Genomic DNA, 26042 nt, shown 5'->3' on the forward strand with positions numbered 1-26042 from the left:
GCGCCACGATCGGCAGGTAATGTTCCAGCGGCGGCGTGGCGAGGCCGACCACCTTGGCGAGATCGTCGTAGCGGCGCAGGCGCACCGCCTCCGCGCCGTGGGGCTGCGCGAGGAAGGCTTCGGCCTGGGCCGCGTCGAACGGGCCGCCCTGCAGCGCCAGGCTCTGCTGCGAAGCCGGCGACAGCGCGGCCTGGTAGCCCGGCTCGATGGCGCACAGGTAGCGCTTGGCGGCCACGTGCAGGCGGACCGGCTCGGTCACGGCCGGGCCGAAGCCGACCGCGAGCAGGTCGGCGCCGACTTCCTGGTGGCGCATGTCGGTGGTGCTGTCCTCGGCCATCACGAGGTGGCCGAGGTCGTGCAGCAGGCTGGCCACCACCAGCGGCTCGGGGTCGCCGGCCTGCTCGGACAGGTGGGCGCATTGCAGCGCGTGCTCGGTCTGGGTGATGGCTTCTCCGCCGTAGTAGTTGGCGCCGTGGCCGGAGAAGAGGATTTCGATGCGCCTGAGGATGGTCATGAACTGATGTGTCGAGTGGAAAAGCCGGCGTCTTCCGGGTTGCGCGCCGGACGTGGTGGCGTCGCGCTCAGACCAGCGCCTTGCGGATCTGGGCGGACAGCACGTCGATGCCGGTGACGAAGATGACGATGATGATCATCACGGCGCAGGTCTCGGCGTACTGGAAGCTGCGGATGATCTCCCACAGCACGGTGCCGATGCCGCCGGCGCCGACGATGCCCAGCACCGAGGCCGAGCGCACGTTGGATTCGAAGCGGTACAGCGCGAACGAGATCCACAGCGGCAGCACCTGCGGGATCACGCCGTAGACGATTTCCTCCAGCGCGTTGGCGCCGGTGGCGCGCACGCCCTCGACCGGGCGCGGGTCGATCGACTCGGTCGCCTCGGAGAACAGCTTGGCCAGCACGCCGGTGGTATGCACCCACAGCGCCAGCACGCCGGCGAAGGGCCCCAGGCCCACCGCCACGATGAACAGCATGGCGAACACCATTTCGTTGATGGCGCGGCAGGCATCCATCACGCGCCGCATCGGCTGGTAGACCCAGCCCGGCACGATGTTGGCCGAGCACGCCAGGCCCAGCGGCACCGCCGCCACCACGGCCAGGAAGGTGCCCCAGATGGCGATCTGCACCGTCACGATCATCTCGTCGAGATAGATGCGCCAGTCGCGGAAGCTCGGCGGGAAGAAGTCGGCGGCGAACTTGCCCATGTTGCCGGAGTCGCGCAGCAGATCGAGCGGGCGCATGTCGGCGCCCTGCCAGGACAGCGCCAGCAGCGCGAGCACCACGGCCCACACGAACAGGACTGGCAGGCTGGTGCGCGGCGGACGGGCGGCGCGGGGCGAGGTGGCTGGGATCATGGCGGGGTTGGCGGGACGATGCATAAAGACAAGAAAACCGGAAGCCCGGAAAGGCGGGCGTGAGTACTGCGGCGCCGCCCGGGCGGCCCGCCCCGGTTCTGCGGGACGGGCCGCGCGCGGCGGCGCGGCTGCTGCGGTACGGCTGCTACGTTGCTGCGGTGAAGCTGGCGGTGGCGCTTACTGGGCGCTGGCCGCGGCGACCTTGTCCAGCTCGGCCAGCTTGCGGCTCACGTCGGCCAGGCGCTTTTCCTTGTCGGCGCCGGCCAGCGTGGTGTCGGACTCGATCTTGGCCTTTTCCTTGGCCAGCTCGATCTGGCGGATCGGCACCAGTTGCGCGTCGGTCGAGGCGCGGAAGCCCTGGTACGTCAGCGGGGCCAGGTTGGCCTTCTCGCGGGCGGCGTCGGCGCCCTTGCCGTAGTTGACGAAGAAGGTCTTGATCTTGAGCTTGAGGTCGGCCGGCAGGTCCTTGCGGTAGACCAGCGGATCGGCCGGGATCAGCGGCGACTTCCACAGCACGCGCACCTGGTCGTAGGCGTTCTTGCCGGTGTTGATGCGATAGCGCTCGAAGTTCTCGGTGTTGTTCACCGCCACGTCGACCTGCTTGTTCAGCACCGACAGCAGGTTGGTTTCATGGTTGCTCACGCGCACGGTCTTGAACAGCGTCTTCGGCTCGATATTGCGCGCGCCCCACAGGTAGTGGCCCGGCACGGCGGTGCCGGAGGTCGAGTTCGGGTCGCCCGCGCCGTAGCTCAGCGACTTGCCGTTCTTGATCACGTCGTCGACCGACTTCAGGTCGCTGTCCTTGTTGACGATCAGCAGCGACCAGTAGCCGGGGTTGCCGTCCTTGTCGATCACCGAGGCGAACACTTCGCCGTTGGCGCGGTCCACGGCTTCCATCGCCGCCTTGTTGCCGTACCACGCGACCTGCACCTTGTTGAAGCGCATGCCTTCGATGATGCCGGCGTAGTCGGAGGCGAAGAACGGCTTGACCTGCATGCCGAGCTGCTTGCTGAGGTCGTCGATCACCGGCTGCCAGGCCGACTTCAGGTTGGAGGAGGTCTCGGTCGAGATAAAGCCCATCGTGATGGTCTTGCCTTCCTGGGCAAGGGCGGGCAGCGACAGCGCGCTGGCGGCGCCGGTCGCGATCAGGGCAACAAAGGTTCTGCGCAGCATGTAAAGGCTCCGGGAGAAAACGGGATTGAGGCTGGGTTGGGATTGCTTGCGGTAAGACTGGCGAAAGCGCTACAGGAAAGACATCGGGACCGGTGCGGGACGCGCGGCGTCAGGCGGCCGCCAGCCCGGCGGGCGCCAGCGCCGGCGCGTCCTGCAAGGCGTCATGCGGCAGGAGTTCGTCCGCTTCGGTGCCGTAGAGGTCGCGCAGCATGGCCGCCGTCAGCGCCGCCGAGGGGCCGTCGTAGACCACCTGGCCGTGGCGCAGCGCGACCACGCGCGGGCAGTAGCGCATCGCCACGTCCACCTGGTGCAGCGACACCACCACCGCCACCTTGCGCGTGCGGTTGATCTGCGCGAGCAGCTCCATCACGCGGCGCGCGGATTCCGGATCGAGCGAGGCGATCGGCTCGTCGGCCAGGATCACCTGCGCGTTCTGCACCAGCGTGCGGGCGATCGCCGCGCGCTGCTGCTGGCCGCCCGACAGGGTCGAAGCCCGTCGAAACGCATAGTCGTCTATACCAACCTGGGCAAGCGCTTGCAGCCCCGCGTCGATTTCCTCATTCCGGAAATAACGCACCAGGCTGCGCCACAGCGGCACGCGCGGCAGCATGCCGGTCAGCACGTTGGTGATCACCGGCAGGCGCCCCACCAGGTTGAACTGCTGGAACACGAAGCCGATCTCGGCGCGGGCGCGGCGCACGTCGCGCGCCAGGCGCCCGTCCTGCTGGATCACCCGCCCGTTGACGATGACCTTGCCGGCGCCGGCGTCGCCAGCCACGAAACCGGCCAGATGGCGCAGCAGCGTGGACTTGCCGGAGCCGGAAGCGCCCAGCAGCGCCACCATTTCACCCTGGGCGACGGCGAGGCCGACATTGTCCAGCGCCTTGCGTCCCGCCTGGAACGACTTGGACAAGCCGTGCACTTCGATCGCATGCGTCATCCCGCTCTCCTTGCATCATCACTTGCATAAACAGTGAGCGCATTCTGGGTGGCGCTGATGACAAAACGATGAAGGTTCGAGCATGGCGCCCTGGAAAGCGGCCAGGTATGCCGCCGGCGCATGCCAAGCGGTGCCGGGACGACATGGCGCCCGGCCGCGGCGCGCGACCGGGGGGGCCGCTTTCCGGCGGGCGGCCCGTCCTGTAGACGGGAGACGACATTGCCGACGCCGGTCCCGCCCCGGGCGCGCCTCAGCCCGGCAGCACCGCCGCCACCGAGTCGGCGAAACGCGCAATGATGCGGTCGATGTCCTGCGCCGTGCAGATGAACGGCGGCGCGAACAGCACGTGGTCGCCATGCACGCCGTCGACCGTGCCGCCCATCGGATAGACCAGCAGCCCGTTCTGCATCGCCGCGGACTTGAGCCGCGCATGCGTCTTCAGGGCCGGGTCCAGCGTGGCCTTGCTGGCGCGGTCGGCCACGAACTCCACGCCGACGAACAGCCCGCGCCCGCGCACGTCGCCCACGTTGGGGTGATCGCCGAGCGCCGCGCGCAGGCCCGCGCGCAGCTGCTCGCCGCGCGCCCGCACGTTGTCGAGCAGATTCTCCTCGGCAATCGTGCGCTGCACGGCCAGCGCCGCCGCGCACGCGGTGGCGTGGCCGATGTAGGTATGGCCATGCTGGAAGAAACCGCTGCCGCCCACGATGGCGTCATAGATGCGGCCAGTCGACAGCATCGCGCCGATCGGCTGGTAGCCCGCGCCGAGGCCCTTGGCGATGGTCACGATGTCGGGCACCACGCCGTCTTCCTCGCACGCGAACAGGTAGCCGGTGCGGCCCATGCCCGCCATCACCTCGTCGAGGATCAGCAGCACGCCGTACTTGTCGCACACCGCGCGGATACGCCGGAGGTAATCGGCCACCGGCGGCACCGCGCCGGCCGTGGCGCCCACCACCGTCTCCGCCACGAAGGCGGCCACGCTGTCCGGCCCCAGCTCCAGGATCATCGCTTCCAGCTCGTCGGCCAGCCGCTGCGCGTATTGCTGGCCGGTCTCGCCGGCGCGCTGGTCGCGGTAGGCATAACAGGGCGAGACGTGATGCGCCGGCACCAGCAGCGGCAGGAACGGCTCGCGCCGCCAGGCATTGCCGCCGATGGCCAGCGCCCCGAGCGTGTTGCCGTGATAGCTCTGCCGGCGCGCGATGAAATGGCGGCGCGCGGGCTGGCCGGTCTCCACGAAATACTGCCGCGCGAGCTTCAGCGCCGCCTCCACCGCCTCCGAGCCGCCCGAGACGAAATACACGTGATCGAGATCGCCCGGCGCGGCGCGCGCGAGCGTGTCGGCCAACGCCTCCGACACCTCGGTGGTGAAGAACGAGGTATGCGCGTAGGCGATGCCGTCCAGCTGCCGCTTGATCGCCTCGATCACGCGCGGATGCCCGTGGCCGAGACAGGACACCGCCGCGCCGCCGGACGCATCGAGATAATGCTTGCCGTTGTTGTCGATCAGCTCGATGCCGCGGCCGGCGACGGCCACGGGAAGCGCCTGGCGCGGATTGCGGTGGAAGACGTGGGTCATGGTGTGCGGTACGGGAACGGGGCGGAGATGCCGGCCCGGGCAAGTATAAGGAAACGCCGCCGCGTATGCAACATATGTTTCCCAAATACGATGGATGGATTCACTTGATTCTTGCTTGCCGGAGCCCCGCCGGCCAGCCGCCCGGAACGCGCCGCCGAAGATTGTGCAACAATCGTTGCATCCATTCACACCGGACCCACGATGCCGACCGAAAGCCCCCAGCCGCCGCAGACCCTGGACGACCTGCAGGCCCACCTGCGCGAGCACTTCGCTTCCCTCAGCGCGCAGTTCCAGGCCGGCGCACGCTACCTGCTCGACCACCCGCAGGAAGTGCCCATGCTGTCCATGCGCAAGATCGCCGCCGACGCCGGCGTGCAACCCGCCACGCTGGTACGCCTGGCCCAGTTCCTCGGCTTCGACGGCTGGCAGGGCCTGCGCGAACTGTTCGTGGCCTCGCTGCGCGGCGGCCCCCAGCCCTACGCCAAGCGCGCCCGCAAGGTGGTGCGCGAAAGCGGCTCCACGCGCATGCTGGCCGAGATGCTCGAAGTCCAGCACCGCAACCTCGAGCGCACCGGCGCCGCCAGCGCCGACGCCATGCCGCGCGCGGCCGAGCTCATCAGCGCCGCGCCCAGCGTGCACGTGGCGGGCTTCCGCTCGTGCTACCCGATCGCCTTCACCTTCCACTACCTCTACCGCCTGTTCCGCGCCTCGGTGCACCTCGTGCGCGGCGACGCCGGCACGCTGGAAATGGAGCTGCGCGCCTTCGCGCCCAGGGACGCGGTGGTGGTCGCCAGCTTCGCGCCCTACTCGCAGGAAAGCATCCGCGTGGCCACCGCCGCGCACGAAGCCGGCTGCCGCGTGATCGCGCTGACCGACAGCACCGTCGCCCCGATCGCCCTGCACGCCGACTGCACGCTGCTGTTCTCGCTCGACAGCCCCTCCTTCTTCCCCTCCATCACCGCCGGCGTGGCGCTGGCCGAGGCGCTGGTCGAGCAACTGCTGGCGAAAAAGGGCAAGGGCGCCATCAAGGCGCTCGAACTGGCGGAGGGGCAGCTTCACCAGACCGGGGCGTATGTGGCGGCGAAAAGGAACTGAAGAGGCTGAGGGAAGCTGAACGCCGCCCTATCGCCCTATCGCCCTATCGCCCTATCGCCCTATCGCCCTATCGCCCTATCGCCCTATCGCCCTATTCGAACGCCTCGTCGCTCGGCTGCTCGTAAGCCTTCCTGACCGCGGCGCTCATCGGGAACTCGAAGCTCACGTTCTTCGGCGGAATCGGCTTGTTGAACCATTTGTCGTACATGACGCGGATCTCGCCGCTCTTCATCAGGCCGGTGATGACACCGTCGACCAGCTTCTTGAACTCGGGATCGTCCTTGCGCATCATGAAGCCGTAGGCCTCGAACGACTGCGGCGTGCCCACCACGGTCCAATCGGCCGGCGCCGGCGCCGTGGTCTTGACGCCCGACAGCAGCACGTCGTCCATCATGAAGGCAGCCACCCGGCCCGACTGCAGGATCAGGAAGGACTCGCCGTAGTCCTTGGCGCTCTGGATGGCGATGTTGGCCTTCTTTTCATCGTTGAGCCTGCGCAGGATGCGCTCGGAGGTGGTGCCGGCGTTGGTCACCACGGCCTTGCCGGACAAGTCGCCGAAATCCTGCACCGGGCTGCCCTTCTTCACCAGCAGGCGCGTGCCCGCCACGAAGAAGGTGGTGGAAAACGCCACCTGCTGCTGCCGCGCCTTCAGGTTGGTGGTCACGCCGCACTCCAGGTCGACGGTGCCGTTCTGCACCAGCGAGATCCGGTTCTGCGACGTCACCGGCACCATGTGCACCTGCAAGCTGGCCACGCCGGCCCGCCTGCCGGCCTCGGCGATGACCTTGTCGCAGATGTCCTGGGAAAAGCCGACCACCTTCTGGCTGCCGTCGTAGAACGAGAACGGTATCGACGAGGTGCGGTGCCCGATCGAGATCGTCCCGGTCTCCCGGATCTTGGCCAGCGTGGCGCCGGCCGGCGCATCCGCCGCATAGGCTACCGGCACGCCGCACACCGCCGCGGCCATGCCGCACACCGCCGCCCTCATTGCCTTCGTTGCTTCCAGTGCTTTCATCGATTGCTCCTTGTCTGGCGGATACGGACATCCGTCGTCGTTTCAGATGCTAGCCACTGAGCAACATTTGTTCCATCATGGATAACCATGAAACAATCGTATTTTCCGAGAAAAAACCGAAACAGGCGATGCAATGCACAATCGTGGTGAAACACATGGTGCAAAGCGGCATGGTTTTGGCGCACGGCAGCGCCCCGGGCCCCGCCGGCCCCTTTTGCGGGCGGGCGCGGGCATGGTTACAATCGGTTTCGCCGCCCGCGCCCCGCGCCGCCGCATCGCGGCCGCCGGGCCGTTGATCCGAGAACGGAAAACACGCGCCGCCCCGCAACCCCTGCCTGGACCCATCATGTCGAACTCACAAGCCACCGCCCGCCTGGGCCCCGCCGACGCCAACTATCTCGTGCACCTGCAGGCCGGCAGCCACGCGCTGACCGGCGACGAATCCGCCGGCCTCGGCGGCACCGACCAGGGACCGGCGCCGTTCGCCTTCGTGCTGTCGGGGCTGGTGTCCTGCACCGCGATCACGCTGAAGATGTACATGCAGCGCAAGGGATGGCCGGTGGCCGACGTGGAAGTCACGGCGGTGTTCCAGGGCAAGGACGAAGCGCGCTTCATCCGGCGCGAGGTCAAGGTGAGCGGCGCCGACCTGGGCGAAGCCGAACGCGAGCGGCTCGCGCAGATCTGCGAGCGCACGCCGGTGACGCTGTTCCTGAAGGCGGCGTCGCGGATCGAGACGACGTTGGTGTAGGGGACGTTATCGGGAAAAGCCTTGGGGCGCTGCCCGATTGGGGCATGCGGGCGACTTCGCTCTGGCGAGCGCTGACCCACTCCCACTCCCACTCTCCCTCCCGCAAGCGGGAGAGGGGGAAAACCAGCGACCGATTACCAGCAAAGAAAACCTACTTCGCCCCAGCCTCCGCCGCATGGGTACGGATCACCACCTCGGAATGCAGGGTGCGGTGCACCGGGCATTTGTCGGCAATCTCCAGCAGGGCGGCGCGCTGCGCGTCGTCGAGCGGGCCCTGCATGGTGATCTCGCGCTCGATCCAGTCGATCTTGCCTTCGGTGGTGGCGCAGTCCGAGCAGTCGGCCGCGTGGATCTTCTCGTGGCGCAGCGACACGGCCACGTGTTCGAGCGGCCAGCCCTTGCGGTCCGCGTACATGCGCATGGTCATCGAGGTGCAGGCGCCGAGCCCGGCCAGCAGCAGGTCGTAGGGCGCCGGGCCGCCGTTGAGGCCGCCGAACGAGACCGGCTCGTCGGCCACCAGCCGGTGCGGGCCGGCGGCGATGCGCTGCTGGTACTTGCCGATGTGCGCCTCTTCCACCCGCACGAAACCTTCCTCGGCCACCGCGGGCGGCATGTCGAGCGTCTCGGTGCCGAGGTAGCGCTGGCTCCAGGCGGCGATGGTGTTGGCCACGTAGATGGCGTCTTCCTTGCGCGTGAGCAGGTGGTCGGCGCGGTCCAGCGAGACGAAGCTTTTCGGGTGCTTGGCGGCGATGAAGATCTGGGTGGCGTTGTCGATGCCCACGGTGGTGTCCTGCGGCGCGTGCATGACCAGCAGCGCGCGGCGCAGCCGGGACACGCGCTCGAGCAGTTTCTGCTCGCCCACGTCCTCGAGGAACTGGCGCTTGATGCGGAACGGCCGGCCGGCAAGCTGCACTTCGGCTTCGCCCTCGGCCGCGATGCGCGCGGCTTCTTCGCCGAACAGGCCGACCACGTGGCCGGGATCGCTGGGCGCGGCGATGGTCACGACGGCCCTGGCTTCGGGCACGCCTTCCGCGGCGGCCAGCACGGCCGCGCCGCCGAGGCTGTGGCCGATCAGCAGCGCGGGCGCGCGGTAGTGCTGCCGCAGGTAGTCGGCCGCCGCCAGCAGGTCGGCCACGTTGGACGAGAAATTGGTGTTGGCGAAGTCGCCGCCGCTGCCGCCAAGGCCGGTGAAATCGAAGCGCAGCACGCCGATGCCGTGCTCGGTGAGCGCCTGCGCGATGCGCGTGGCGGCAAGCACGTCCTTGCCGCAGGTGAAGCAATGGGCGAACAGGGCAAAGGCCCGGACCGGGCCGGCCGGTAGATCCAGCCGCGCGGCGAGCTGCTCGCCATCGCTTCCGGGAAACTGCAGGCGCTGGGCTTCCATGGGCATCCTCATCGGTAACGCAAGCTGTGCGGGGGTTCCCACTCTAGCGCAAGTTCGCGCCGCGGGGGCGGCGCGGCGTGCGCTACCGGGCGCAATGCCCCGGCGCGCCACACCGCGCGCGCGGCCGCGCGCCGCACGCTTGCCAGCATGCGCCTTCCGTTGTACACAGGAAGGCACCCCGGGCGGCGGCGATGCCGCGCCCGCCGCCCGGGCGATCCAAGCTGCCGGGATGACTACGCCGCCTTCGGCTTTTCCGGCCGCTGGGAGAAGGTCCGCTCGAACACCGACTCGGCGATGCGGTTCTTGAGGATCTCGATCGAGCCGCCCGCGATCATCCAGCCGCGGCAGCGGCGCAGGCAGTATTCCACCAGCGCTTCCTGGCTGTAGCCCATGCCGCCCATCACCTGCAGCGCTTCGTTGGCCACGTCGAAGCCGGCCTGGTTGCAGAAGGCCTTGGCGATGGCGGTCTCCTCGGCCGACGGAAAGCCGCTGTCGGCGTTGGCGGCGGCGCGGTACAGCAGCAACTGGCCGGCGTCGAGCTTGATCTTCATCTCGGCGAACTTCCATTGCAGGCCCTGGAACTCGCACAGCAGGCGGCCGAACTGGCGGCGCTGCATGGCCCATTCACGCGCCACTTGGTAGGCGTAGCGGCCGAGCGCCAGCGAGCGCGCGGTGTTGCCCATGCGTTCCACGTTGAAGCCGGCGATCTGCTTCTTGAAGCCGCCCTCGCCCAGCAGCACGTCGGTGGCGGGGATGCGCACGTCCTCGAAGTAGATCTGCGCCCACTCCTCGCCCGACATGAAGCGCGAGCGCTGGCCGATGCGCACGCCCGGCAGGCGGGTGTCGATCAGCACCGAGCCGATGCCGCCCACGCCGGGGCCGAAGCGCACGTAGGCCAGGATCACGTCGGCGTGCGGGCCGTGCGTGGTGAAGACCTTGGTGCCGTTGATGATGAAATCGTCGCCGTCGGGCGTGGCGGTGGTGCGCAGCTCGGTCACGGCGGAGCCGGCCTCGGGCTCGGTCATGCCGACCGAGATCAGCGCCTCGCCGGCCAGCAGGCGGCTGAGCCATTTGTCCTTCTGCGCCGGCGAGCCGTACTCCGCCAGCACGCGGATGGCGCCGAAATTGCCGGCCTGGATCACGTCGGCGCTGCGCGGGCACACCGCCGCCACCGCCTGGATGGCGATGATGGCGTCCATCAGGCTGCCGCCCTGGCCGCCGTCGGCCTCGGCCACGGTGATGCCGAGCAGCCCCTGCGCGCTCATCTTGCGGGCCACGTCCCAGGGATAGTCGTCGGTGTGCGCGCGGGCCACCGCGCCGGGCAGCAGCTCCTTCTGCGCGAAGCGGGTCACGGCCTGCTCGAACTCGGCCTGCTCCGGGGTCAGCTTGAAATCCATCGTTGTCTCCGTTTGCTGTTTCGGTGAATCCTGTCCATGCCGCGGCTCAATGCCGCGCGTCCTGCGCATCCTGCGCGTCCGCTTCCGCCAGCCGCACCACGCAGTCCACGCCGACCACGCCGTCGGCGCGCACGAACAGCGGGTTGATCTCGGCCTCGCGCACGCGCACCTCGTGCAGCGCCGCCAGGCGCGAGAAGCGCACGATGGCGTCGGCCAGCGCATCCATGTCGCCGCGCGGCAGGCCGCGGAAGCCGCGCACCAGCGCCGTGCTGCGCACCTCGCCGATCATCTCCACGGCCTCTTCGCGCGTCACCGGCGCGGGCCGCAGGCTCACGTCGGCGTGCAGCTCGGCGGCGATGCCGCCCGCGCCGAGCATGACGACGGGCCCGACCAGCGGGTCGTCGCGGTAGCCCAGCATCAGTTCCAGCAGCTTGTCCTCCATGCGCTGCACGAGGATGCCGTCGAGGCGCGCGGCGGGCGCGGCGCGCGCCACGCTGGCCAGGATCGCCGCGCCGGCCTGCTCCAGCTCGCGGGTGTCGCGCACGCCCACGCGCACGCCGCCCACGTCGGTCTTGTGCAGAATGTCGCGCGAGCAGATCTTGGCGACCACCGGATAGGGAATGCCGTGATGGGCCTCGCCGGCGGGCACCAGCGCCAGCGGCGCGATCGGCACGCCCAGCGCCGCGAACACCTGGGCGGCCTCGTATTCGGACAGGTCGCCGGCCAGCGGCAGGCCGCGCGGCCATGCCTGCGGCGCGGGCGCGTCGCCGCTGTCGGCCGGCGCGCGCGCCGCCTGGAACAGTTGCGCCAGCGCATCGGCGCAGGCCTCCGGCGTGCGGAACGCGGCCACGCCCGCGGCCTGGAGCACGCGCAGCGATGCCGCCGCCTCCGGCGCGAGGAAGGCCAGCAGCGGCTTGCCGGCGCCGCTGCCGGCGGCCTCGACGATGGGACGCACGGCCAGCTCGGGATGGAACTGCGCCGACGACCCGGCCACGCACAGCACGGCGTCGCACCAGTCGCTCTGCAGCAGTTGCTCGACCAAGTCCTTGTACTGCGCGCTGGTCGCGGCCAGCGTCAGGTCGATGATGGGGGTCTGGCGGATGCGCACGCCGCGCGCCGCCATGTGGGCGATGAAGGCGTCGGGCGGCGCCACCGCCTCGATGCCGGACAGCCCCAGGCGGTCGACCACGGTGGCCGCGCCGCCGCCCGTGGTAGTGACCACCGCCACGCGCGGCGGGCGCGCCAGCGCGGGCACGCGGCTGCCGTAGCGCTGCGCCAGCGGCGCGGCCTCGAACAGCGTTTCCAGCATTTCCACGCGCATCACGCCGTGCTTGCGCAGGAACGCGTCGACCGCGGCGTCGTTGCCGGCCAGCGCGCCGGTGTGCGACTGCGCCAGCGCCTCGCCCTGCGCCGAGCGGCCCAGCTTGTAGGTGATCACCGGCTTGCCCGCGGCGCGCGCGCGGCGCAGCGCCGGGCCGAGCACGGCGGCGTCGCGGATGGTTTCCAGGAACAGCAGGATGACGCCGGTCTCGGCATCGTCGACCAGCAGGTCGACCAGTTCGCCCACGCCGACGTCGCTCTCGTTGCCGACCGACGCCAGCTTGGCGAAGCCCAGCCCGCGCGCGGCGCCGCGCGACAGCAGCGCGCCGAGCATCGAGCCGCTTTGCGAGACCAGGCTGATGGGGCCGGCATGGAGCTCGTCCATCTCGAACACCGCGTTGACGGACAGCACCGCGCCGGCCGCCACGTTGACCACGCCGATGCTGTTGGGCCCGACCAGCCGCACGCCCGCCTCCGCGGCCTTGCGCACCAGCGCCTGCTGCGCGGCCATGCCGGCCTCGCCGGTCTCGGCGAAGCCGTCGGAGAACACCGTGACCACCTTCACGCCGCTGGCCGCGCATTGCGCCAGCGCGGCCTCGACCTGGCTGCCCGGCACCATGACGAAGGCGTGGTCCACCGGCCCCGGCACGGCCGCCAGCGACGGATAGGCCTTCTCGCCGAGCACCTCGGCGCGCGTGGCGTTGATCGGGTAGAGGCTGCCGCCGTAGCCGTGCTTGCGCATGAAGCGCATGGGCCGGGCGGTGTTCTTGGCGATATCGCTGGAGGCCCCGATCAGCGCCACCGAGCGCGGCGCGAACAGCGCGGCGGCCAGCGCGGCGCCGGTCGCCGGGCGCGTGGTGTCGGACTGCTTGCCACCGACGCTATTGCCAGCGTTATTGCCCACGCTATTGCCAGCTTCCACCCCGGCGGCGCCGCCCGCCTGCGCGGTGGTTTCGATCACTTCTTTCATGTCGTTTCTCATCGTTTCAGGCCCTTCCCAGTTCCGCCAGCCGCAGCGCGCGCACGCTGCCGGCATCGAGCTGCCACAGCGCGGCCAGCAGCGCGCGCGCGGCGTCGCCGCCGATCACGGGCGCGGCCAGCTCGGTGAACTTGTCCGCCAGCGTGGCGTCGTCGAGCGGGGCTTCGGGGTCGCCCTTGCGGTACGGCGCGAAATGCGCGTGGCGCGTGCCGTCCTTGAGCAGGATTTCCACGCGCGCCGCGCGCTGGCGCGGAAACGCCGCGGTCAGCCCGGGATCGGCCCGCAGCACGACCGCGCGCATCAACTGGCGGATGCCCGCGTCGGCCAGGCGCGCGTCGGAGAACGCATCGAGCCGCACCGCGCCGTGCAGGATGCCGTGCGCGACCACGTAGGGCAGGCTGAAGCGCGCCTCGAACGCGGTGCGCGGCGTGGCGTTGCCGGTCACGTCGAGCGCGGTCTGGTAGGTGTCGACCGTGACCGACTCGATCGCCTCGGCGGCAATGCCGTGCTCGCGCACCAGCGCGATGGCCGCGTCGATGGCCGCGAACGTATGGCCGCAGCAGCCGTGGTTCTTCTGCGTGATGCGCAGCACGTTGTAGTCCGTGCCCAGCCCTTGCGTGACGGCCGTCCAGTCGGGGTTGCCGCACAGCGCCGCGCCGAAGCCGGCCGCGCCTTCGAGGATGTCGTGCACGCCGTTGACGCCGGCGGCCGCGGCCTGCGCGGCCTGCACGCCCACCTGGGCGGCGTGGCCGGCGTGCAGCGCCTTGGTCATGGCGTCGGAGCGGAAGGCCTGCTGCAGGCCCGAGGCGAAGGTGGCGGCGGTGGCCAGCGCGTCGGCCGCCACGGTGGCGTCGCCGGGCGACACCAGCAGCGCGCCGGCCGCGGCGCTGCCGAAGCAGCCCACCGTGCCGGTGGTGTGGAAATAGCGGTAGTGCGCGGGCTGGATCGCCGCGCCGATGCGCGTGGAGACCTCGTAGCCCGCCACCACCGCGCGCAGGAAGTCCTCGCCCGAGGCGTCGCGCGACTCGGCCAGCGCCAGCGCCGCGGCGATGGTCGGGCAGCCGGGATGGTAGACGGCATCGCGGAAGATGTCGTCGAACTCGGCCGCGTGGGACGCGCTGCCGTTGATCCACGCCGCCGTGGCCGGGAATGCCGTGGTGCCGTGCGCCACCACCGAGGCCGCGCCCACGCCCAGCTCCGCGCGGTGCGCCTGCACGAGGTTCGTGCCGGGCGACATGCGCGTGCCCGGGAACAGCGCGGCAAACCAGTCGATCACGGCACGCTTGCCGTAGTGCACCACCTCGGGCGGCAACGCGCGCCGGCCCTGCGCGCCGACATACTCGGCCAGTTCTTCGATCACCATGCTGCGTCGCTCCTTGTCTCTTGTCGTTCTTCCGCCTTGCGCGGCGTGTCTGTCCAGGTGCCCAATGTTAGGGAGCGCGCGGCACCGAGACTTGAAATTTGGTGAAAGCTCGTGAGCAGGCACGTGAAGCGACGCATGCGCGGGCCCGCCAGGCCGCCGGCGGAGGGCCTGCGGCGGCGTTGCCGTCACGCCCGGGAAAATCCGGTTTGACGGCGGCGGCGCGCATGCATAGCATTGCTGCGCAACGGATGCGGCGCCCGCCCGCGTCCTCTGTTCGCCCTGTTCGCTCTGTTCGTTTTCTTGCCGTCTTTCCTCACGCATTCCCTACCCCGCATGGACATCGCCTCCCTGGAAATCCTCATCGCCGCCGTCGAGGAAAAAAGCCTGTCCCGCGCAGCCGAGCGCGAGAACCTCGTCACCTCGGCCGCCAGCAAGCGCGTCTCCGAGATGGAGCGCCAGGCGGGCACCGCGCTGCTGGTGCGGCATGGCCGCGGCGTGGAGCCCACGCCGGCCGGCGCCATGCTCTACCAGCGCGCCAAGGCCATCGTGCGCAGCATCCGGCTGGCCGAGGAAGCGCTGACCGTGTACTCCACCGACGGCACCGCCAAGATCCGGCTGGCGGCCAACCCGTCCACCATCCTGCAGTTCCTGCCCACCGACATCAGCGGCTTCCAGCAAAGCGCGCCCGACAGCCGCATCGACCTGATCGAGTCGTTCAGCTTCGACATCCCGCGCATGGTCTCCAACGGCGACGCCGACATCGGCATCTACCACGCCGAGGCGCCCAGCCCCGGCGTGTTCTCGCTGCCCTACCGCTCGGACCGCGTCGGCCTGGTGGTGCCGCGCGGCCACCCGCTGGAGGCGCGCGGCTCGCTGCGGCTCGAAGACGCGCTGGACTACGATTTCCTCGGCTATTTCCCGCGCCACACGTTCGATGCGTTCCTGCAGCTGGTGAGCAGCACCATCTCGCGCCCGCTCACGGTGAAGACGCAGGTCTCGAACTTCGAGGCGCGCTGCCGCATGGTGCGCGAGGGGCTGGGCATCGCCGTGGTGCCGGAGGGCATCGCCAGGAACTACCTGGGCATGATGGGACTGAGCCTGCTGACGCTGACCGACGCCTGGGCCGCGCGCAATTTCTACGTGTGCGTGCGCGACCGCCAGTCGCTGCCGGCCGGCACGGCGCGCCTGCTGGACTACCTGGGCCAGTGCGCCAGCATGGAGCGGCACTACCAGCGCGCGCGCTGAGAAGTCGTTTCAAAAGGATCCTGGCGTCGTTGCGCGGCGGCGCAGCCAGCCATCATGCGCAAAGAAAGCAGCGTTTCTCTTTGATCAACGCTGGGCCGCGCCAGGCCCCTACGATGTCTCCAACGGTCCGCGCCAATGCAGCGCGGGCCGAAACCACCTCGAACCGTGGAGCGAGACATGAATCCGACAAAGCGGCTGCACGCCGCCGCATTGCTATTGCTGGCCGGCGCCGCCAGCGCTCTCACCAGCACCGCTGCCATCGCCGGCACCGACAGCTATCCCAACAAACCCATCCGCATGATCGTGTCGTTCTCGGCCGGCGGCACCACCGACATCCTGGCGCGCGAAGTGGCCAACCAGCTCGGGCAGACCCTCAAGCAGACCGTGGTGGTGGAAAACCGGCCCGGCGCGGGCGGCAACATCGGCACCGAATTCGTGGCCAAGAGCGCGCCGGACGGCTACACGCTGCTGGCCACCTCGGTCGGCCCGATCGCCATCAACCCCACGCTCTATCCCAACCTGAAGGTCAATCCGCAGACCACGCTGGCCGCCGTCGCGCCGATCGCGGACGTGCCGAACGTGCTGGTGGTGCACCCGGGCGTGCCCGCCGCCGACGTGAGCCAGCTGGTGGCCTACGCCAAGGCCCATCCCGGCAAGATGAACTTCGCGTCCACCGGCGTGGGCACCGCGGCCCACCTGTCCGGCGCGCTGTTCAACGAGCGCACCGGCGCCAACGCCGTGCACGTGCCGTACAAGGGCGCCGATGCGCTCAACGACCTGCTGGCCGGGCGCGTGCAGTTCATGTTCGCCACCATCCCGTCGGTGATGAGCCATATCCGCGCGGGCCAGTTGCGCCCGCTGGCCGTGACCAGCGCGAAGCGCGCCGAAGCCCTGCCCGACACCCCGACGATGGCCGAAGCCGGCGTGAAGAACCTCGTGACCGGCGCGTGGTTCGGCCTGTTCGCGCCCAAGGGCACGCCGCCGGAGATCGTGGCCAGGCTCAACAAGGCGGTGGCCGAGGCGGTCAACCGCCCCGACATCCGCAAGAAGTTCGTGATGCAGGGCGCCGAGCCGATGACCTACACGCCCGAATCGTTCGGCAAGTTCGTGGTGGCCGAGTACCAGGCCTGGCAGCCGATCGTCAAGGCCAGCGGCGCGCGCATCGACTGAAGCGGCCCGGACGGCCCGGATGCCGCGCCGGCATGGCCCCGCTCGCGCCGGCTAGAACCTGGCCTTCTCGCGCACCGCGCCGCGCAGGAAGTCGGCCATCGCCACCACGTTGCCGGGCGTGGCCGGCTGGCGCTTCCACACCAGGCCCACGTCCATCGACGGCACCTTGTCGGCCAGCCCGCGCCGCGTGATGCGCTGGCCCTCCAGCGACCACGGCCGGTAGACCAGGTCGGACAGGATGGCCACGCCGCGCCCGGCCGCCACCAGGCTGCGCACCGCCTCGATCGAGCAGCTCTGGTAGCGCACCGCGGGCGCCAGTCCGTACTGGCCCCAGTATTTGCCGACCGTGGAGATGTGCTCGTCCATGTCCAGCAGGATGTAGTCGTGCCGCGCCACGTCGGCCAGCCCGACGCGCTCGGCCGTCATCAGCGGATGCTCCGGGTGCCCCCACAACTGCCGCGGCGAGCGCAGCAGTGTCTCGCAGGTGACATGGCCCAGGCCCGGCAGGTTCGATACCAGCAGCAGCGCCATGTCGATCCGGCCCTCCAGGATGCCGCTTTCCAGGTCGTGCCGCTCGCGCTCCAGCACTTCGAGCCGAAGCATCGGAAACTTCCGCTCGATTAACGGCAGCAGGCCGGGCAGCACGTAGGCCGTGATGGTCTCGGTCACGCCCAGGCGCACCATGCCGCTGATCTCCACCGGAGACACGCCGACGGCCTCCACCGCGTCCAGCACCGAATCCTCGATACGCTGCGCATGCCGCAGAAAACGCGCGCCGGCGTCGGTCAGGCGGATGCCGCTGGCGTGCCGCGTGAACAGCTGCGCCCCGAGCGCCTCCTCCAGCCCCTTGAGCGACGCCGTCATCGACGACTGCGAGACATGGCAGCGAAGCGCCGCGCGCGACACCTGCCCGCACTCGGCCACCGCGAGGAAATGCTGTACCTGCTTCAAAGTGGGGAGCATCGATTTTTCCGATATTGCTTCTTCAAAATTAAGAATTAGAAATACCCGGCCATGCTAGCTAGCATCCGCCCTGGAGACAAGACGCATGGGCCGGCAATGAACGACGAACCGCACGACGTACCGGGAAGCACCCCGGGCAAGATGGAAAAACACGGCTACTGCACGCTGTGCCGCTCGCGCTGCGGCACGGTCAACGTGGTGGAGAACGACACGCTGCTGTCGGTGCGGCCCGACCCGGCCCACCCGACCGGCAAGGCCATGTGCCTGAAAGGCAAGTCCGCGCCCGAGCTGGTGCACAGCGCCGAGCGCATCCTCCACCCGATGCGGCGCACCAACCCCAAGACCGATCCGGACCCCGGCTGGCAGCGCATCTCGTGGGACGAGGCGCTGGCCGAGATCGCCGCCCGCATGCTGCAGGCCCGGCGCGAGAGCGGCGCCGAATCGGTGGCGTTCGCCGTCACCACGCCGAGCGGCACGCCGCTGAGCGACAGCATCGACTGGATCGAGCGCTTCATCCGGCTCTTCGGCAGCCCCAACACCTGCTACGCCACCGAAATCTGCAACTGGCACAAGGACTACGCCCACGCCTTCACCTTCGGCTGCGGCATGCCGACCGCGGACTACCGCCAGGCCGGGCTCATCGTGCTGTGGGGGCACAACCCGGCCAATACCTGGCTGTCGCAGGCCGACGCCATCGGCGCGGGCAGGAAGGCCGGCGCCAGGCTGCTGGTGGTCGATCCGCGCGAGACCGCGTTGGCCGCGCAGGCCGACCAGTGGCTGCGCGTGTGCCCCGGCACCGACGCCACGCTGGCGCTGGCCATCGCCAACCTGCTGATCGAGGCCAACGCCTTCGACCTGGACTTCGTGCGCCAGTGGACCAACGGGCCGCTGCTGGTGCGCAGCGACAACGGGCGCTTCCTGCGCGGGCGCGACGTCGGCCTGGCCGACGGCGACGCCTACCTGGCGTGGAACGCGCGCGCCGCGCGGGCACAGCCCTGGTCCGGGCTGCGGCCCGCCGATTTCCCCCACGTCGCGCTGCGCGGCACGTTCAGCGTGGGCGACGCCGGCGCCCCCGGCCTGCCCGCGATCGCGTGCCGGCCCGCCTTCGACCTGTATGCCGAGGAATGCGCGCGCTACCCCGCGGCGCTGGCCGCCGAGCTGACCTGGGTACCCGAGGGCGACATCCGCCAGGCCGCCGGCCTGTTCGCCAGCGCCGGGCCGGTGGCCTATCACGCCTGGTCCGGCGTGGGCCAGCACGACAACGCGACCCAGACCGACCGCGCCATCGCCTGCCTGTACGCGCTGACCGGCAGCTTCGACCGCGCCGGCGGCAACCGCGTCTACCAGAAGCCGCCCTACAACCCGGTCAGCGGCTTCGGCCTGCTGCCGCCGGAGCAGAAGGCCAAGGCACTCGGCTACGGCGAGCGGCCGCTGGGCCCGCCCGCGCAGGGCTGGATCACCGCGCGCGACCTCTACCGCGCCATCCTCCATGCGCAGCCGTACCGCGTGCGCGCGCTGGTGGCATTCGGCACCAACCCGCTGCTGTCGCAGGCCGACGTGGAGGACGGCGCGCGCGCGCTGCGCAGCCTGGACTTCTACGCGCACTGCGACCTGTTCGAGACGCCCAGCGCGCGCTACGCCGACATCCTGCTGCCGGTCAACACGCCGTGGGAGCGCGAGGGCCTGCGCATCGGCTTCGAGATCAGCGCGGAAGCCGAGCAACTGGTGCAGTTGCGCCAGCGCATGGTCTCGCCGCGCGGCGAATCGCGCTCGGACAACGACATCGTGTTCGACCTCGCGCTCAGGCTGGGCATGTCGGACGCGTTCTTCGGCGGCAGCCTGGAAGCCGGCTGGAACCACATGCTGGCGCCCAGCGGCCTGACGGTGAGCCAGCTGCGCCAGCACCCCGAAGGCATCCGCGTGCCGGTGGCCGACGTGGAAAGGAAATACGCGGCCAAGCCGCGCGGGCGCGCGTTCGACACGCAGACCGGCGTGGTGGAGCTGTACTCCGAGCTGCTGCTGCGCCACGGCTACCCGGCGCTGCCACGCCCGTCGTCGCCCACGGAGCATTCGCCCGCGGCGAACAGCGCGCCCGGCGCGGCCCTGGAGCCGTTCCCGTTCATGCTGACCTCGGCCAAGAGCGGCTACTACTGCCACAGCCAGCATCGCGGCCTGCCGTCGCTCAGGCGCAAGGCGCCGCGCCCGGAGGCGGAGATCTCCACCGCGCTGGCCGCCGCGCGCGGCATCGCCAGCGGCGACGCCATCCGCGTGAGCACGTCCGCCGGCAGCGCCACCTTCACCGCCCGGGTCAGGGAAGGGCTGCATCCGCGCGTGGTGGTCGGCGAGTTCGGCTGGTGGCAGCGCTGCGACGCGCTGGCCCAGGCGCCGCTGCCGGTGGCCGGGCCGGGCAACAGTAACTACAACGGGCTGATCGGCACCGACAGCATCGACCCGCTGAGCGGCTCCGTGCCGCTGCGCGCGTTCCGCTGCAACGTCGAGCGCGAGCCGGGGCTGGACGTGGCGCGGCGCGCGTGGGAGGGCTATCGCGCGTTCCGCGTGGCCGGCCTGCGCAAGGAGGCGCACGAGGTCACGTCGGTCTTCCTGGAGCCCGCCGACGGCGGCGGCCTGCCCGATTTCCTGCCCGGCCAGCACGTGACGATCCAGCTCGCCGCGCAGCCCGGCGGCGAGGACGCGGTGCGCTCGTATTCGCTCACCGGCCCGGCCACGGTGCCGGGGCGGCGCGGCTATTCGATTTCGGTGCGCCGCGCCGGCGGCGCCGTGCCCGGGCTGGTGTCCTCCCACATCAACCAGCGCCTCGCGGTGGGCGACGCGGTCGCGCTGCGGGCGCCGTCCGGCACCTTCGTGATGCCGGTGCGCACGCGGCGCCCGCTGGTGCTGCTGGCCGGCGGCATCGGCATCACGCCGTTCCTCTCGCTGCTCGAATCGCTGGAAGGCGTCGACGACCCGCCCCGGATCCTGCTGCTGTACGCCAACCGCAACGGGCAGGCTCACGCGTTCCGGGCGCGCCTGCGCGCGCTGCGCCGGCAGATCCGCGGCCTGGAAATCATCGATTTCTACGACTGCCCGGACCCCCGCGACCGGCCCGGCACCGACTACGACGTGGCCGGGCGCGTCGGCGCCGGCCACGTGCCCGCGCCGTGGCTGGCCGCGCGCCCGCTGGTCTACATGTGCGGGCCGGCGCCGATGATGACCGCGTTTGCCGACGGGCTGGCGGCGCTCGGCGTGCACCGCTCGGACATCTTCCGCGAGGTCTTCCGCGCGCCGGGGCGCGCGCCGGCCGGCCCCGCGCAGCAGTTCCGCGTGGTGTTCGCCAGGTCCGGCATGGCCGGCACCTGGCATTCGGCGCACGGGCCGCTGCTGGGCTTCGCCGAGCGGCTGGGCGTGGCGCTGCCCAGCGGCTGCCGCGTCGGGCAGTGCGAGAGCTGCGCGGTGCCGGTCGCCTCCGGCCAGGTGCGCCACCTGCACGGCGAAGATCCCGAGGACCCCGGCATGTGCCTTGCGTGCCAGGCCATCCCCGCCAGCGACCTCGTGCTCGACGCCTGAGCGCGGCGCGCCAGGCCCGCCACCGCCAGCGACCGTTTCCTCCCTTCTCACTTCATCACGCGACCATGCTGACACTGGACTCCGACACCACCCGCGCGCTGCTGCCGTTCGACGCGCTCATCCCCGCCCTGCGCGAGGCCTTCATCCGCGGCTGCGAGGTCCCGCAGCGGCACAGCCACGCCATCGGCGCGCCCGGCCAGGGTACGAGCACGGGCACGGTGCTGCTGATGCCCGCCTGGCAGACCGGCGCCTATCTCGGCGTGAAGACCGTCACCATCTATCCCGGCAACACGCAGGCCGGGCTGCCCGGCCTGTACTCGACCTACCTGCTGCACGACGCGCGCACCGGCCGGCCACTGGCGATGATCGACGGCAACGAGATCACCTCGCGCCGCACCGCCGCCGCGTCGGCGCTGGCCGCCTCGTACCTGAGCCGGCCCGGGGCGTCGTCCATGCTGGTGATCGGCGCGGGGCGGGTGGCGAGCCTGCTGCCCCACGCCTACCGCGCGGTGCGGCCGGTGGCGCGCGTCGCGGTATGGGACATCGACGCCGGGCAGGCCGCCGCGCTGGCCGCCCGGCTGTGCGCCGACGGCTTCGACGCGCGCGTGGCGGCATCCGTGGAGGCGGGCTGCGATGGCGCCGACATCGTGACCTCGGCCACGCTGGCCACCGTGCCGCTGGTGCGGCGCGCCTTCCTCGGCGCCGGCACGCACCTGGACCTGATCGGCGGCTTCACGCCCGAGATGCGCGAGGCCGACGACGCCTGCTTCGGCGGCACCTCGGTGTTCGTCGACACCGGCGAAGCCATCCTCAAGGCGGGCGACCTGCTCCACCCCATCGGGCAGGGCGTGCTGCGCGCCGCCGACATCCGCGCCACGCTCGCCGAGCTGTGCCGGCAGACCCATGCGGGACGCGCGGACGAGCGCGAAATCACCGTGTTCAAGGCAGTCGGCACCGCGCTGGAAGACCTGGCCGCGGCCGTCATGGCCTACGAAGGATTCGAAGACCCGCGCGGCACCGCGCCGCGCGCCATATCCCTGGCAAAGTAAGGAGAGAGCAATGACGAGCACACCCCTGTCGCTGGAAAGCGAAGATCCCCCGAGCCGCGGCGGGCTGGAACGCCTGGCCGTCAAGGTCACCGACTGGTCCGAGCGCTGGTTCCCCGATTCCTACATCTTCGCCGCGATCGCGGTGGTGGTGGTCGCGCTCGGCGCGCTCGGCATCGGCGCCTCCACGCAGAGCGTGGCGCAGGCCTTCGGCGACGGCTTCTGGAGCCTGATCCCGTTCACCATGCAGATGGCGGTGGTGGCCATCTCCGGCTACGTGGTGGCGGCGTCGCCGCCGGCGTCGCTGCTGATCGCGCGGCTCGCCGCGCTGCCCAGGACGGCGCGCGGCGCGGTCGCCTTCGTGGCGCTGGTGAGCCTGCTGACCTCGCTGCTGAACTGGGCGATCAGCCTGATCTTCAGCGGCCTGCTGGTGCGCGCCATCGCCCGCCGCAGCGGGCTGCGCGTGGATTACCGGGCCGCCAGCGCGGCCGCCTACCTGGGCATGGGCGCCACCTGGGCGCTCGGCCTGAGCTCGTCGGCGGCGCAGTTGCAGGCGAACCCGGCCAGCCTGCCCAAGTCGCTGCTCGACATCACCGGCGTGATCCCGTTCGCCGAAACCATCTTCCTGTGGCAGTCGATGGCGATGACCGCCGTGCTGATCGCCGCCTCGCTGCTGGTGGCCTATTTCTCCGCGCCCGCCGGCGACCGCGCGCGCACCGCGCAGGACATGGGCGTGGACCTCGACGATGCTGCCGACGTGACCGCGCGCCCCACGCGTCCCGGCGAATGGCTCGAATACAGCCCGCTGCTGACCGTGGTCATCGTCGCGCTCGGCGCCGGCTGGCTGGTGCACGAATTCACCAGCAAGGACCCCATCCTGGCGATCTCCAACCTCAACACCTACAACTTCCTGTTCCTGATGCTGGGGATGCTGCTGAACTGGCGGCCCAGGCGCTTCCTGCGCGCGGTCGCGCGCTCCGTGCCGTCCACGGCCGGCGTGCTGATCCAGTTCCCGCTGTACGGCGGCATCGCGTTCATGCTGACCAAGGCCACCGGCGTGGACGGCGCGAGCCTGTCGCACCACCTGGCCTCGGCCTTCGTCTCGGTGGCGACCCGCGAATCGTTCTCCGCGGTGATGGGCGTCTATTCGGCGGTGCTGGGCTTCTTCGTGCCCTCCGGCGGCGGCAAGTGGGTCATCGAGGCGCCCTACGTGATGCAGGCCGCCAACCAGCTGCAGGTCCACCTCGGCTGGGCCGTGCAGGTGTACAACGCCGCGGAGGCGCTGCCCAACCTCATCAACCCGTTCTGGATGCTGCCGCTGCTGGGCGTGCTCGGCATCCGCGCCAAGGACGTGGTGGGCTTCACCTTCACCCAGCTGCTGGTCCACGCGCCGCTGGTGCTGTTCATGCTGTGGGCCTTCGCGACCACGCTGCCCTATCGTCCGCCCGTGATGCCCTGACGGATCGATGGCGCGGGGACCCGCGCGGGAGGAAAACGCCGGGGCGGCCCGCGTCCCGGTTTAAGATGCGGCTTTCCGGCCACGGCCGGAACCCGATTTTTCCACCCAGCCAAGCCAACGATGAAGAAGATCACCCTGTTCCTCGCCGCCCTCGCCACCGCCGGCGCCGTCCACGCCGCCGCGCCCGCGGGCCCGGCCGAGACGCTGCCCTCGGGCATGACCATCCAGCACCTCGTCAAGGGCACCGGCCCGTCGCCCAAGGCGTCCGACACGGTCAAGGTCCACTACCGCGGCACGCTCACCGACGGCACCGAGTTCGACAGCTCGTACAAGCGCGGCCAGCCGATCTCGTTCCCGCTCAACCGCGTGATCCCGTGCTGGACCGAGGGCGTGCAGAAGATGCAGGTCGGCGGCAAGGCCAAGCTGGTCTGCCCGGGCCCGACCGCCTACGGCTCGCGCGGCGTGCCCGGCACGATCCCGCCCAACGCGACGCTGAACTTCGAGGTCGAGCTGCTGGGCATCGGCGGCTGACCAGGGCACCGGCGCATGGCCTGCTCCGGCGGGCCGTGCGCGGCGCTGCCGGCCTGCCGCATCCGCTACACTTCTCTGTCGACAAGAATGCAGGCACGAGGATGAGAAAAGGCGGACGGATCAAGGCATGGCATGCCGACAAGGGCTATGGGTTCATCGAGATCCACGCCCAGTCGAAAGACGTTTTTTTCCATATCAGCGCGCTGCAGGGCCGCGCCGTCGCGCCCAAGGTCGGCGACCGCGTGTCGTTCGAATTGTCGGCGGGCAAGGACGGCCGCCCGCAGGCGAGCCAGGTCTCGATCGCGGGCGCGCCCGGGCAGGCCGGGACGGCGGGACGGGCGAACCTGCTGCCGGCGCTGGCGGCGGCTTTCGCGCTGCTGGCGATCTTCGCGGCTTCGCTCGCCGGCCGTCTGCCGCGCGGCGTGGCGCTGGCCAGCCTCGGGCTGAGCGTGGCGGCCTTCGCGCGCTATGCCGTCGACAAGCGGCGCGCCGTGCGCAGCGAACAGCGCATTCCGGAGAGCGAACTGCACCTGCTCGCGCTGTGCGGCGGCTGGCCGGGCGCGCTGGCGGCCCAGCACCTGCTGCGGCACAAGAACCGCAAGGCGTCGTTCCAGGCCACCTTCTGGGCCACGGTCCTGCTGAACGTCGGGGCGATGGTGCTCTGGGCGACGGTGCTGGACGCGTAAGCCGCAACACCCGCGCGGGCGGCGCTTGCCGGCGCCGATCGAGCCGTGTTACCTTGCGCCTTCCAGGAGAACGAGGCGCCTTCACCACGCAAGGGAAGGCCCCTCTACCGAAGGCGTACCCCTGAAACGCTCAGGTGCAAAAGACTGGAAACCGAACGAACTGGAGAGCGCCGGGCCGCACCGACAAGGTGAGCGGCACGCGGCCGCCGAAGGGGCAAGCCGCCACCCATGCCGGGTGCGGCGAATCTCTCAGGTAAAAGGACAGTGGGGACAGACAGGCCGGATGGCCTGGCTGTCCCTTTTTGCTATCCGGAGCCTGAGAAATGAAAGTCATCGTGATGGGAGCCGGCGTGATCGGCGTCGCCTCGGCGTGGTACCTGGCGCGCGCCGGGCATGAGGTGGTGGTGCTGGAGCGCAATGCGGGCGCGGCCCGCGAAACCAGCTTCGGCAACGGCGGGCAGATCTCCGTCAGCCATGCCGAGCCGTGGGCCAACCCGGGCGCGCCGCTGAAGATGCTGCGCTGGCTGGGGCGCGAGGACGCGCCGCTGCTGTTCCGCCTGCGCGCCGATCCGGCGCAGTGGTCGTGGGGCCTGAAGTTCCTGCGCGAGTGCTCGGCGCGGCGCTCCACCCACAACATGGTCCAGTTGCTCAACCTGGGCACCTACAGCCGCGCCAGCCTGCAGGCGCTGCGCACCGAAACCGGCATCGAGTACGACCACCTGACGCGCGGCATCCTGCACTTCTACACCAGCCACAAAGAGTTCGACGCGGCCATCGAGCCGGCGCGCATCATGCGCGAGCTGGGCTGCGAGCGCCGCGTGATCGGCCCGGACGAGGTGGTGCGGCTGGAGCCGGCGCTGGCGCACATCGCGCCGCGCCTGGCCGGCGCCACCTATACCAGCGAGGACGAATCGGGCGACGTGCACCGCTTCACCACCGCGCTGGCGGCGCGCTGCGAGGCGCTCGGCGTGCGCTTTCGCTACGGCGTGCGAGTGCAGCACCTGCATGCCAAGGG

21 protein-coding genes and 1 riboswitch are annotated in these 26042 nt (G+C 70.5%); of the genes, 10 read left to right on the forward strand and 11 right to left on the reverse strand.

The window, feature by feature from the left end; translation table 11 throughout:
* From K206_RS0116965 to K206_RS0116985, 5 genes are all read right to left on the reverse strand, one after another.
* Positions 1–514: phosphonate degradation HD-domain oxygenase (locus tag K206_RS0116965; protein ID WP_020203590.1), on the reverse strand; the 514-nt coding region annotated here is incomplete at its 3' end.
* Positions 515–581: 67 nt separating this feature from the next.
* The gene (gene phnE, locus K206_RS0116970) at positions 582–1373 is read right to left on the reverse strand and encodes a phosphonate ABC transporter, permease protein PhnE (protein ID WP_020203591.1); all 792 of its coding nucleotides are present in this window, start codon (positions 1371–1373) and stop codon (positions 582–584) included.
* A 177-nt stretch (positions 1374–1550) separates the two neighbouring features.
* Positions 1551–2546 carry a phosphonate ABC transporter substrate-binding protein gene (gene phnD, locus K206_RS0116975; protein ID WP_020203592.1) on the reverse strand — a complete coding sequence of 332 codons (996 nt, stop codon included), beginning with the start codon at positions 2544–2546 and terminating at the stop codon, positions 1551–1553.
* Between the two features lie 109 nt (positions 2547–2655).
* Positions 2656–3486 carry a phosphonate ABC transporter ATP-binding protein gene (gene phnC / locus K206_RS0116980; RefSeq protein WP_020203593.1) on the reverse strand — a complete coding sequence of 277 codons (831 nt, stop codon included), beginning with the start codon at positions 3484–3486 and terminating at the stop codon, positions 2656–2658.
* A gap of 250 nt (positions 3487–3736) precedes the next feature.
* The gene (locus K206_RS0116985; protein ID WP_020203594.1) at positions 3737–5062 is read right to left on the reverse strand and encodes an aspartate aminotransferase family protein; all 1326 of its coding nucleotides are present in this window, start codon (positions 5060–5062) and stop codon (positions 3737–3739) included.
* A 201-nt stretch (positions 5063–5263) separates the two neighbouring features.
* On the opposite strand from K206_RS0116985, the gene K206_RS0116990 reads away from it, so the two are divergent.
* The gene (locus tag K206_RS0116990; RefSeq protein WP_020203595.1) at positions 5264–6157 is read left to right on the forward strand and encodes a MurR/RpiR family transcriptional regulator; all 894 of its coding nucleotides are present in this window, start codon (positions 5264–5266) and stop codon (positions 6155–6157) included.
* A gap of 91 nt (positions 6158–6248) precedes the next feature.
* Here the strand turns inward: K206_RS0116990 and K206_RS0116995 are convergent, their stop codons facing one another.
* Positions 6249–7172 carry an amino acid ABC transporter substrate-binding protein gene (locus K206_RS0116995; protein WP_029043735.1) on the reverse strand — a complete coding sequence of 308 codons (924 nt, stop codon included), beginning with the start codon at positions 7170–7172 and terminating at the stop codon, positions 6249–6251.
* Between the two features lie 346 nt (positions 7173–7518).
* Between K206_RS0116995 and K206_RS0117000 the strand changes: the two genes are divergently transcribed.
* Positions 7519–7920 carry an OsmC family protein gene (locus tag K206_RS0117000; protein WP_020203597.1) on the forward strand — a complete coding sequence of 134 codons (402 nt, stop codon included), beginning with the start codon at positions 7519–7521 and terminating at the stop codon, positions 7918–7920.
* 151 nt (positions 7921–8071) lie between these two features.
* On the opposite strand, the gene K206_RS0117005 is transcribed toward K206_RS0117000, so the two are convergent.
* From K206_RS0117005 to K206_RS0117020, 4 genes are all read right to left on the reverse strand, one after another.
* Positions 8072–9304 carry a bifunctional alpha/beta hydrolase/OsmC family protein gene (locus K206_RS0117005; RefSeq protein WP_020203598.1) on the reverse strand — a complete coding sequence of 411 codons (1233 nt, stop codon included), beginning with the start codon at positions 9302–9304 and terminating at the stop codon, positions 8072–8074.
* A 233-nt stretch (positions 9305–9537) separates the two neighbouring features.
* The gene (locus K206_RS0117010; RefSeq protein ID WP_020203599.1) at positions 9538–10701 is read right to left on the reverse strand and encodes an acyl-CoA dehydrogenase family protein; all 1164 of its coding nucleotides are present in this window, start codon (positions 10699–10701) and stop codon (positions 9538–9540) included.
* A 46-nt stretch (positions 10702–10747) separates the two neighbouring features.
* Positions 10748–12991: an acetate--CoA ligase family protein gene (locus tag K206_RS0117015; RefSeq protein ID WP_020203600.1), complete on the reverse strand. Its 2244-nt coding sequence runs from the start codon at positions 12989–12991 to the stop codon at positions 10748–10750.
* A 16-nt stretch (positions 12992–13007) separates the two neighbouring features.
* On the reverse strand, positions 13008–14363 hold the full coding sequence (locus K206_RS0117020) for an MmgE/PrpD family protein (protein WP_020203601.1): 1356 nt from the start codon (positions 14361–14363) through the stop codon (positions 13008–13010).
* Between the two features lie 333 nt (positions 14364–14696).
* On the opposite strand from K206_RS0117020, the gene K206_RS0117025 reads away from it, so the two are divergent.
* Together K206_RS0117025 and K206_RS0117030 are read left to right on the forward strand one after the other, a co-directional pair.
* Complete coding sequence (locus K206_RS0117025) at positions 14697–15608, forward strand: LysR family transcriptional regulator (RefSeq protein ID WP_020203602.1); 912 nt, start codon at positions 14697–14699, stop codon at positions 15606–15608.
* A gap of 177 nt (positions 15609–15785) precedes the next feature.
* Entirely contained in the window at positions 15786–16778 is a 993-nt protein-coding gene (locus K206_RS0117030) for a tripartite tricarboxylate transporter substrate binding protein (RefSeq protein ID WP_043366834.1), read from the forward strand.
* Between the two features lie 51 nt (positions 16779–16829).
* Here the strand turns inward: K206_RS0117030 and K206_RS0117035 are convergent, their stop codons facing one another.
* Positions 16830–17741 (reverse strand): LysR family transcriptional regulator, encoded by a 912-nt coding sequence (locus tag K206_RS0117035; protein WP_029043737.1) that lies wholly within the window; start codon positions 17739–17741, stop codon positions 16830–16832.
* Positions 17742–17837: 96 nt separating this feature from the next.
* Between K206_RS0117035 and K206_RS0117040 the strand changes: the two genes are divergently transcribed.
* From K206_RS0117040 to K206_RS0117065, 6 genes are all read left to right on the forward strand, one after another.
* Positions 17838–21305: a molybdopterin-dependent oxidoreductase gene (locus K206_RS0117040; protein ID WP_020203605.1), complete on the forward strand. Its 3468-nt coding sequence runs from the start codon at positions 17838–17840 to the stop codon at positions 21303–21305.
* 65 nt (positions 21306–21370) lie between these two features.
* On the forward strand, positions 21371–22354 hold the full coding sequence (locus K206_RS0117045) for an ornithine cyclodeaminase family protein (RefSeq protein WP_020203606.1): 984 nt from the start codon (positions 21371–21373) through the stop codon (positions 22352–22354).
* Positions 22355–22364: 10 nt separating this feature from the next.
* Positions 22365–23810 carry a short-chain fatty acid transporter gene (locus K206_RS0117050; RefSeq protein WP_020203607.1) on the forward strand — a complete coding sequence of 482 codons (1446 nt, stop codon included), beginning with the start codon at positions 22365–22367 and terminating at the stop codon, positions 23808–23810.
* A gap of 120 nt (positions 23811–23930) precedes the next feature.
* Positions 23931–24341, forward strand: coding sequence for an FKBP-type peptidyl-prolyl cis-trans isomerase (locus K206_RS0117055; protein WP_020203608.1), 411 nt, complete (start codon positions 23931–23933; stop codon positions 24339–24341).
* A gap of 101 nt (positions 24342–24442) precedes the next feature.
* Positions 24443–25027: a cold shock and DUF1294 domain-containing protein gene (locus K206_RS0117060; protein ID WP_020203609.1), complete on the forward strand. Its 585-nt coding sequence runs from the start codon at positions 24443–24445 to the stop codon at positions 25025–25027.
* A 150-nt stretch (positions 25028–25177) separates the two neighbouring features.
* A riboswitch (glycine riboswitch) is annotated at positions 25178–25302 on the forward strand.
* Positions 25303–25350: 48 nt separating this feature from the next.
* Positions 25351–26042, forward strand: a 692-nt coding sequence (locus K206_RS0117065; protein ID WP_020203610.1) for an FAD-dependent oxidoreductase, incomplete at its 3' end; no start/stop codon positions are given.

This window comes from Cupriavidus sp. WS, from assembly GCF_000395345.1.
Lineage (GTDB): Bacteria > Pseudomonadota > Gammaproteobacteria > Burkholderiales > Burkholderiaceae > Cupriavidus > Cupriavidus basilensis_B.

What these genes read in the sequence shown, in the direction of transcription:
- K206_RS0116985 (WP_020203594.1), bottom strand. Translation starts at nt 5,062, where the DNA reads ATGACCCACGTCTTCCACCGCAATCCGCGCCAGGCGCTTCCCGTGGCC.
- K206_RS0117030 (WP_043366834.1), top strand. Translation starts at nt 15,786, where the DNA reads ATGAATCCGACAAAGCGGCTGCACGCCGCCGCATTGCTATTGCTGGCC.
- phnC (WP_020203593.1), bottom strand. Translation starts at nt 3,486, where the DNA reads ATGACGCATGCGATCGAAGTGCACGGCTTGTCCAAGTCGTTCCAGGCG.
- K206_RS0117005 (WP_020203598.1), bottom strand. Translation starts at nt 9,304, where the DNA reads ATGGAAGCCCAGCGCCTGCAGTTTCCCGGAAGCGATGGCGAGCAGCTC.
- K206_RS0116990 (WP_020203595.1), top strand. Translation starts at nt 5,264, where the DNA reads ATGCCGACCGAAAGCCCCCAGCCGCCGCAGACCCTGGACGACCTGCAG.
- K206_RS0117020 (WP_020203601.1), bottom strand. Translation starts at nt 14,363, where the DNA reads ATGGTGATCGAAGAACTGGCCGAGTATGTCGGCGCGCAGGGCCGGCGC.
- K206_RS0116995 (WP_029043735.1), bottom strand. Translation starts at nt 7,172, where the DNA reads ATGAAAGCACTGGAAGCAACGAAGGCAATGAGGGCGGCGGTGTGCGGC.
- K206_RS0117010 (WP_020203599.1), bottom strand. Translation starts at nt 10,701, where the DNA reads ATGGATTTCAAGCTGACCCCGGAGCAGGCCGAGTTCGAGCAGGCCGTG.
- K206_RS0117060 (WP_020203609.1), top strand. Translation starts at nt 24,443, where the DNA reads ATGAGAAAAGGCGGACGGATCAAGGCATGGCATGCCGACAAGGGCTAT.
- K206_RS0117035 (WP_029043737.1), bottom strand. Translation starts at nt 17,741, where the DNA reads ATGCTCCCCACTTTGAAGCAGGTACAGCATTTCCTCGCGGTGGCCGAG.
- K206_RS0117000 (WP_020203597.1), top strand. Translation starts at nt 7,519, where the DNA reads ATGTCGAACTCACAAGCCACCGCCCGCCTGGGCCCCGCCGACGCCAAC.
- K206_RS0117050 (WP_020203607.1), top strand. Translation starts at nt 22,365, where the DNA reads ATGACGAGCACACCCCTGTCGCTGGAAAGCGAAGATCCCCCGAGCCGC.
- K206_RS0117040 (WP_020203605.1), top strand. Translation starts at nt 17,838, where the DNA reads ATGAACGACGAACCGCACGACGTACCGGGAAGCACCCCGGGCAAGATG.
- phnD (WP_020203592.1), bottom strand. Translation starts at nt 2,546, where the DNA reads ATGCTGCGCAGAACCTTTGTTGCCCTGATCGCGACCGGCGCCGCCAGC.
- phnE (WP_020203591.1), bottom strand. Translation starts at nt 1,373, where the DNA reads ATGATCCCAGCCACCTCGCCCCGCGCCGCCCGTCCGCCGCGCACCAGC.
- K206_RS0117055 (WP_020203608.1), top strand. Translation starts at nt 23,931, where the DNA reads ATGAAGAAGATCACCCTGTTCCTCGCCGCCCTCGCCACCGCCGGCGCC.
- K206_RS0117015 (WP_020203600.1), bottom strand. Translation starts at nt 12,991, where the DNA reads ATGAAAGAAGTGATCGAAACCACCGCGCAGGCGGGCGGCGCCGCCGGG.
- K206_RS0117025 (WP_020203602.1), top strand. Translation starts at nt 14,697, where the DNA reads ATGGACATCGCCTCCCTGGAAATCCTCATCGCCGCCGTCGAGGAAAAA.
- K206_RS0117045 (WP_020203606.1), top strand. Translation starts at nt 21,371, where the DNA reads ATGCTGACACTGGACTCCGACACCACCCGCGCGCTGCTGCCGTTCGAC.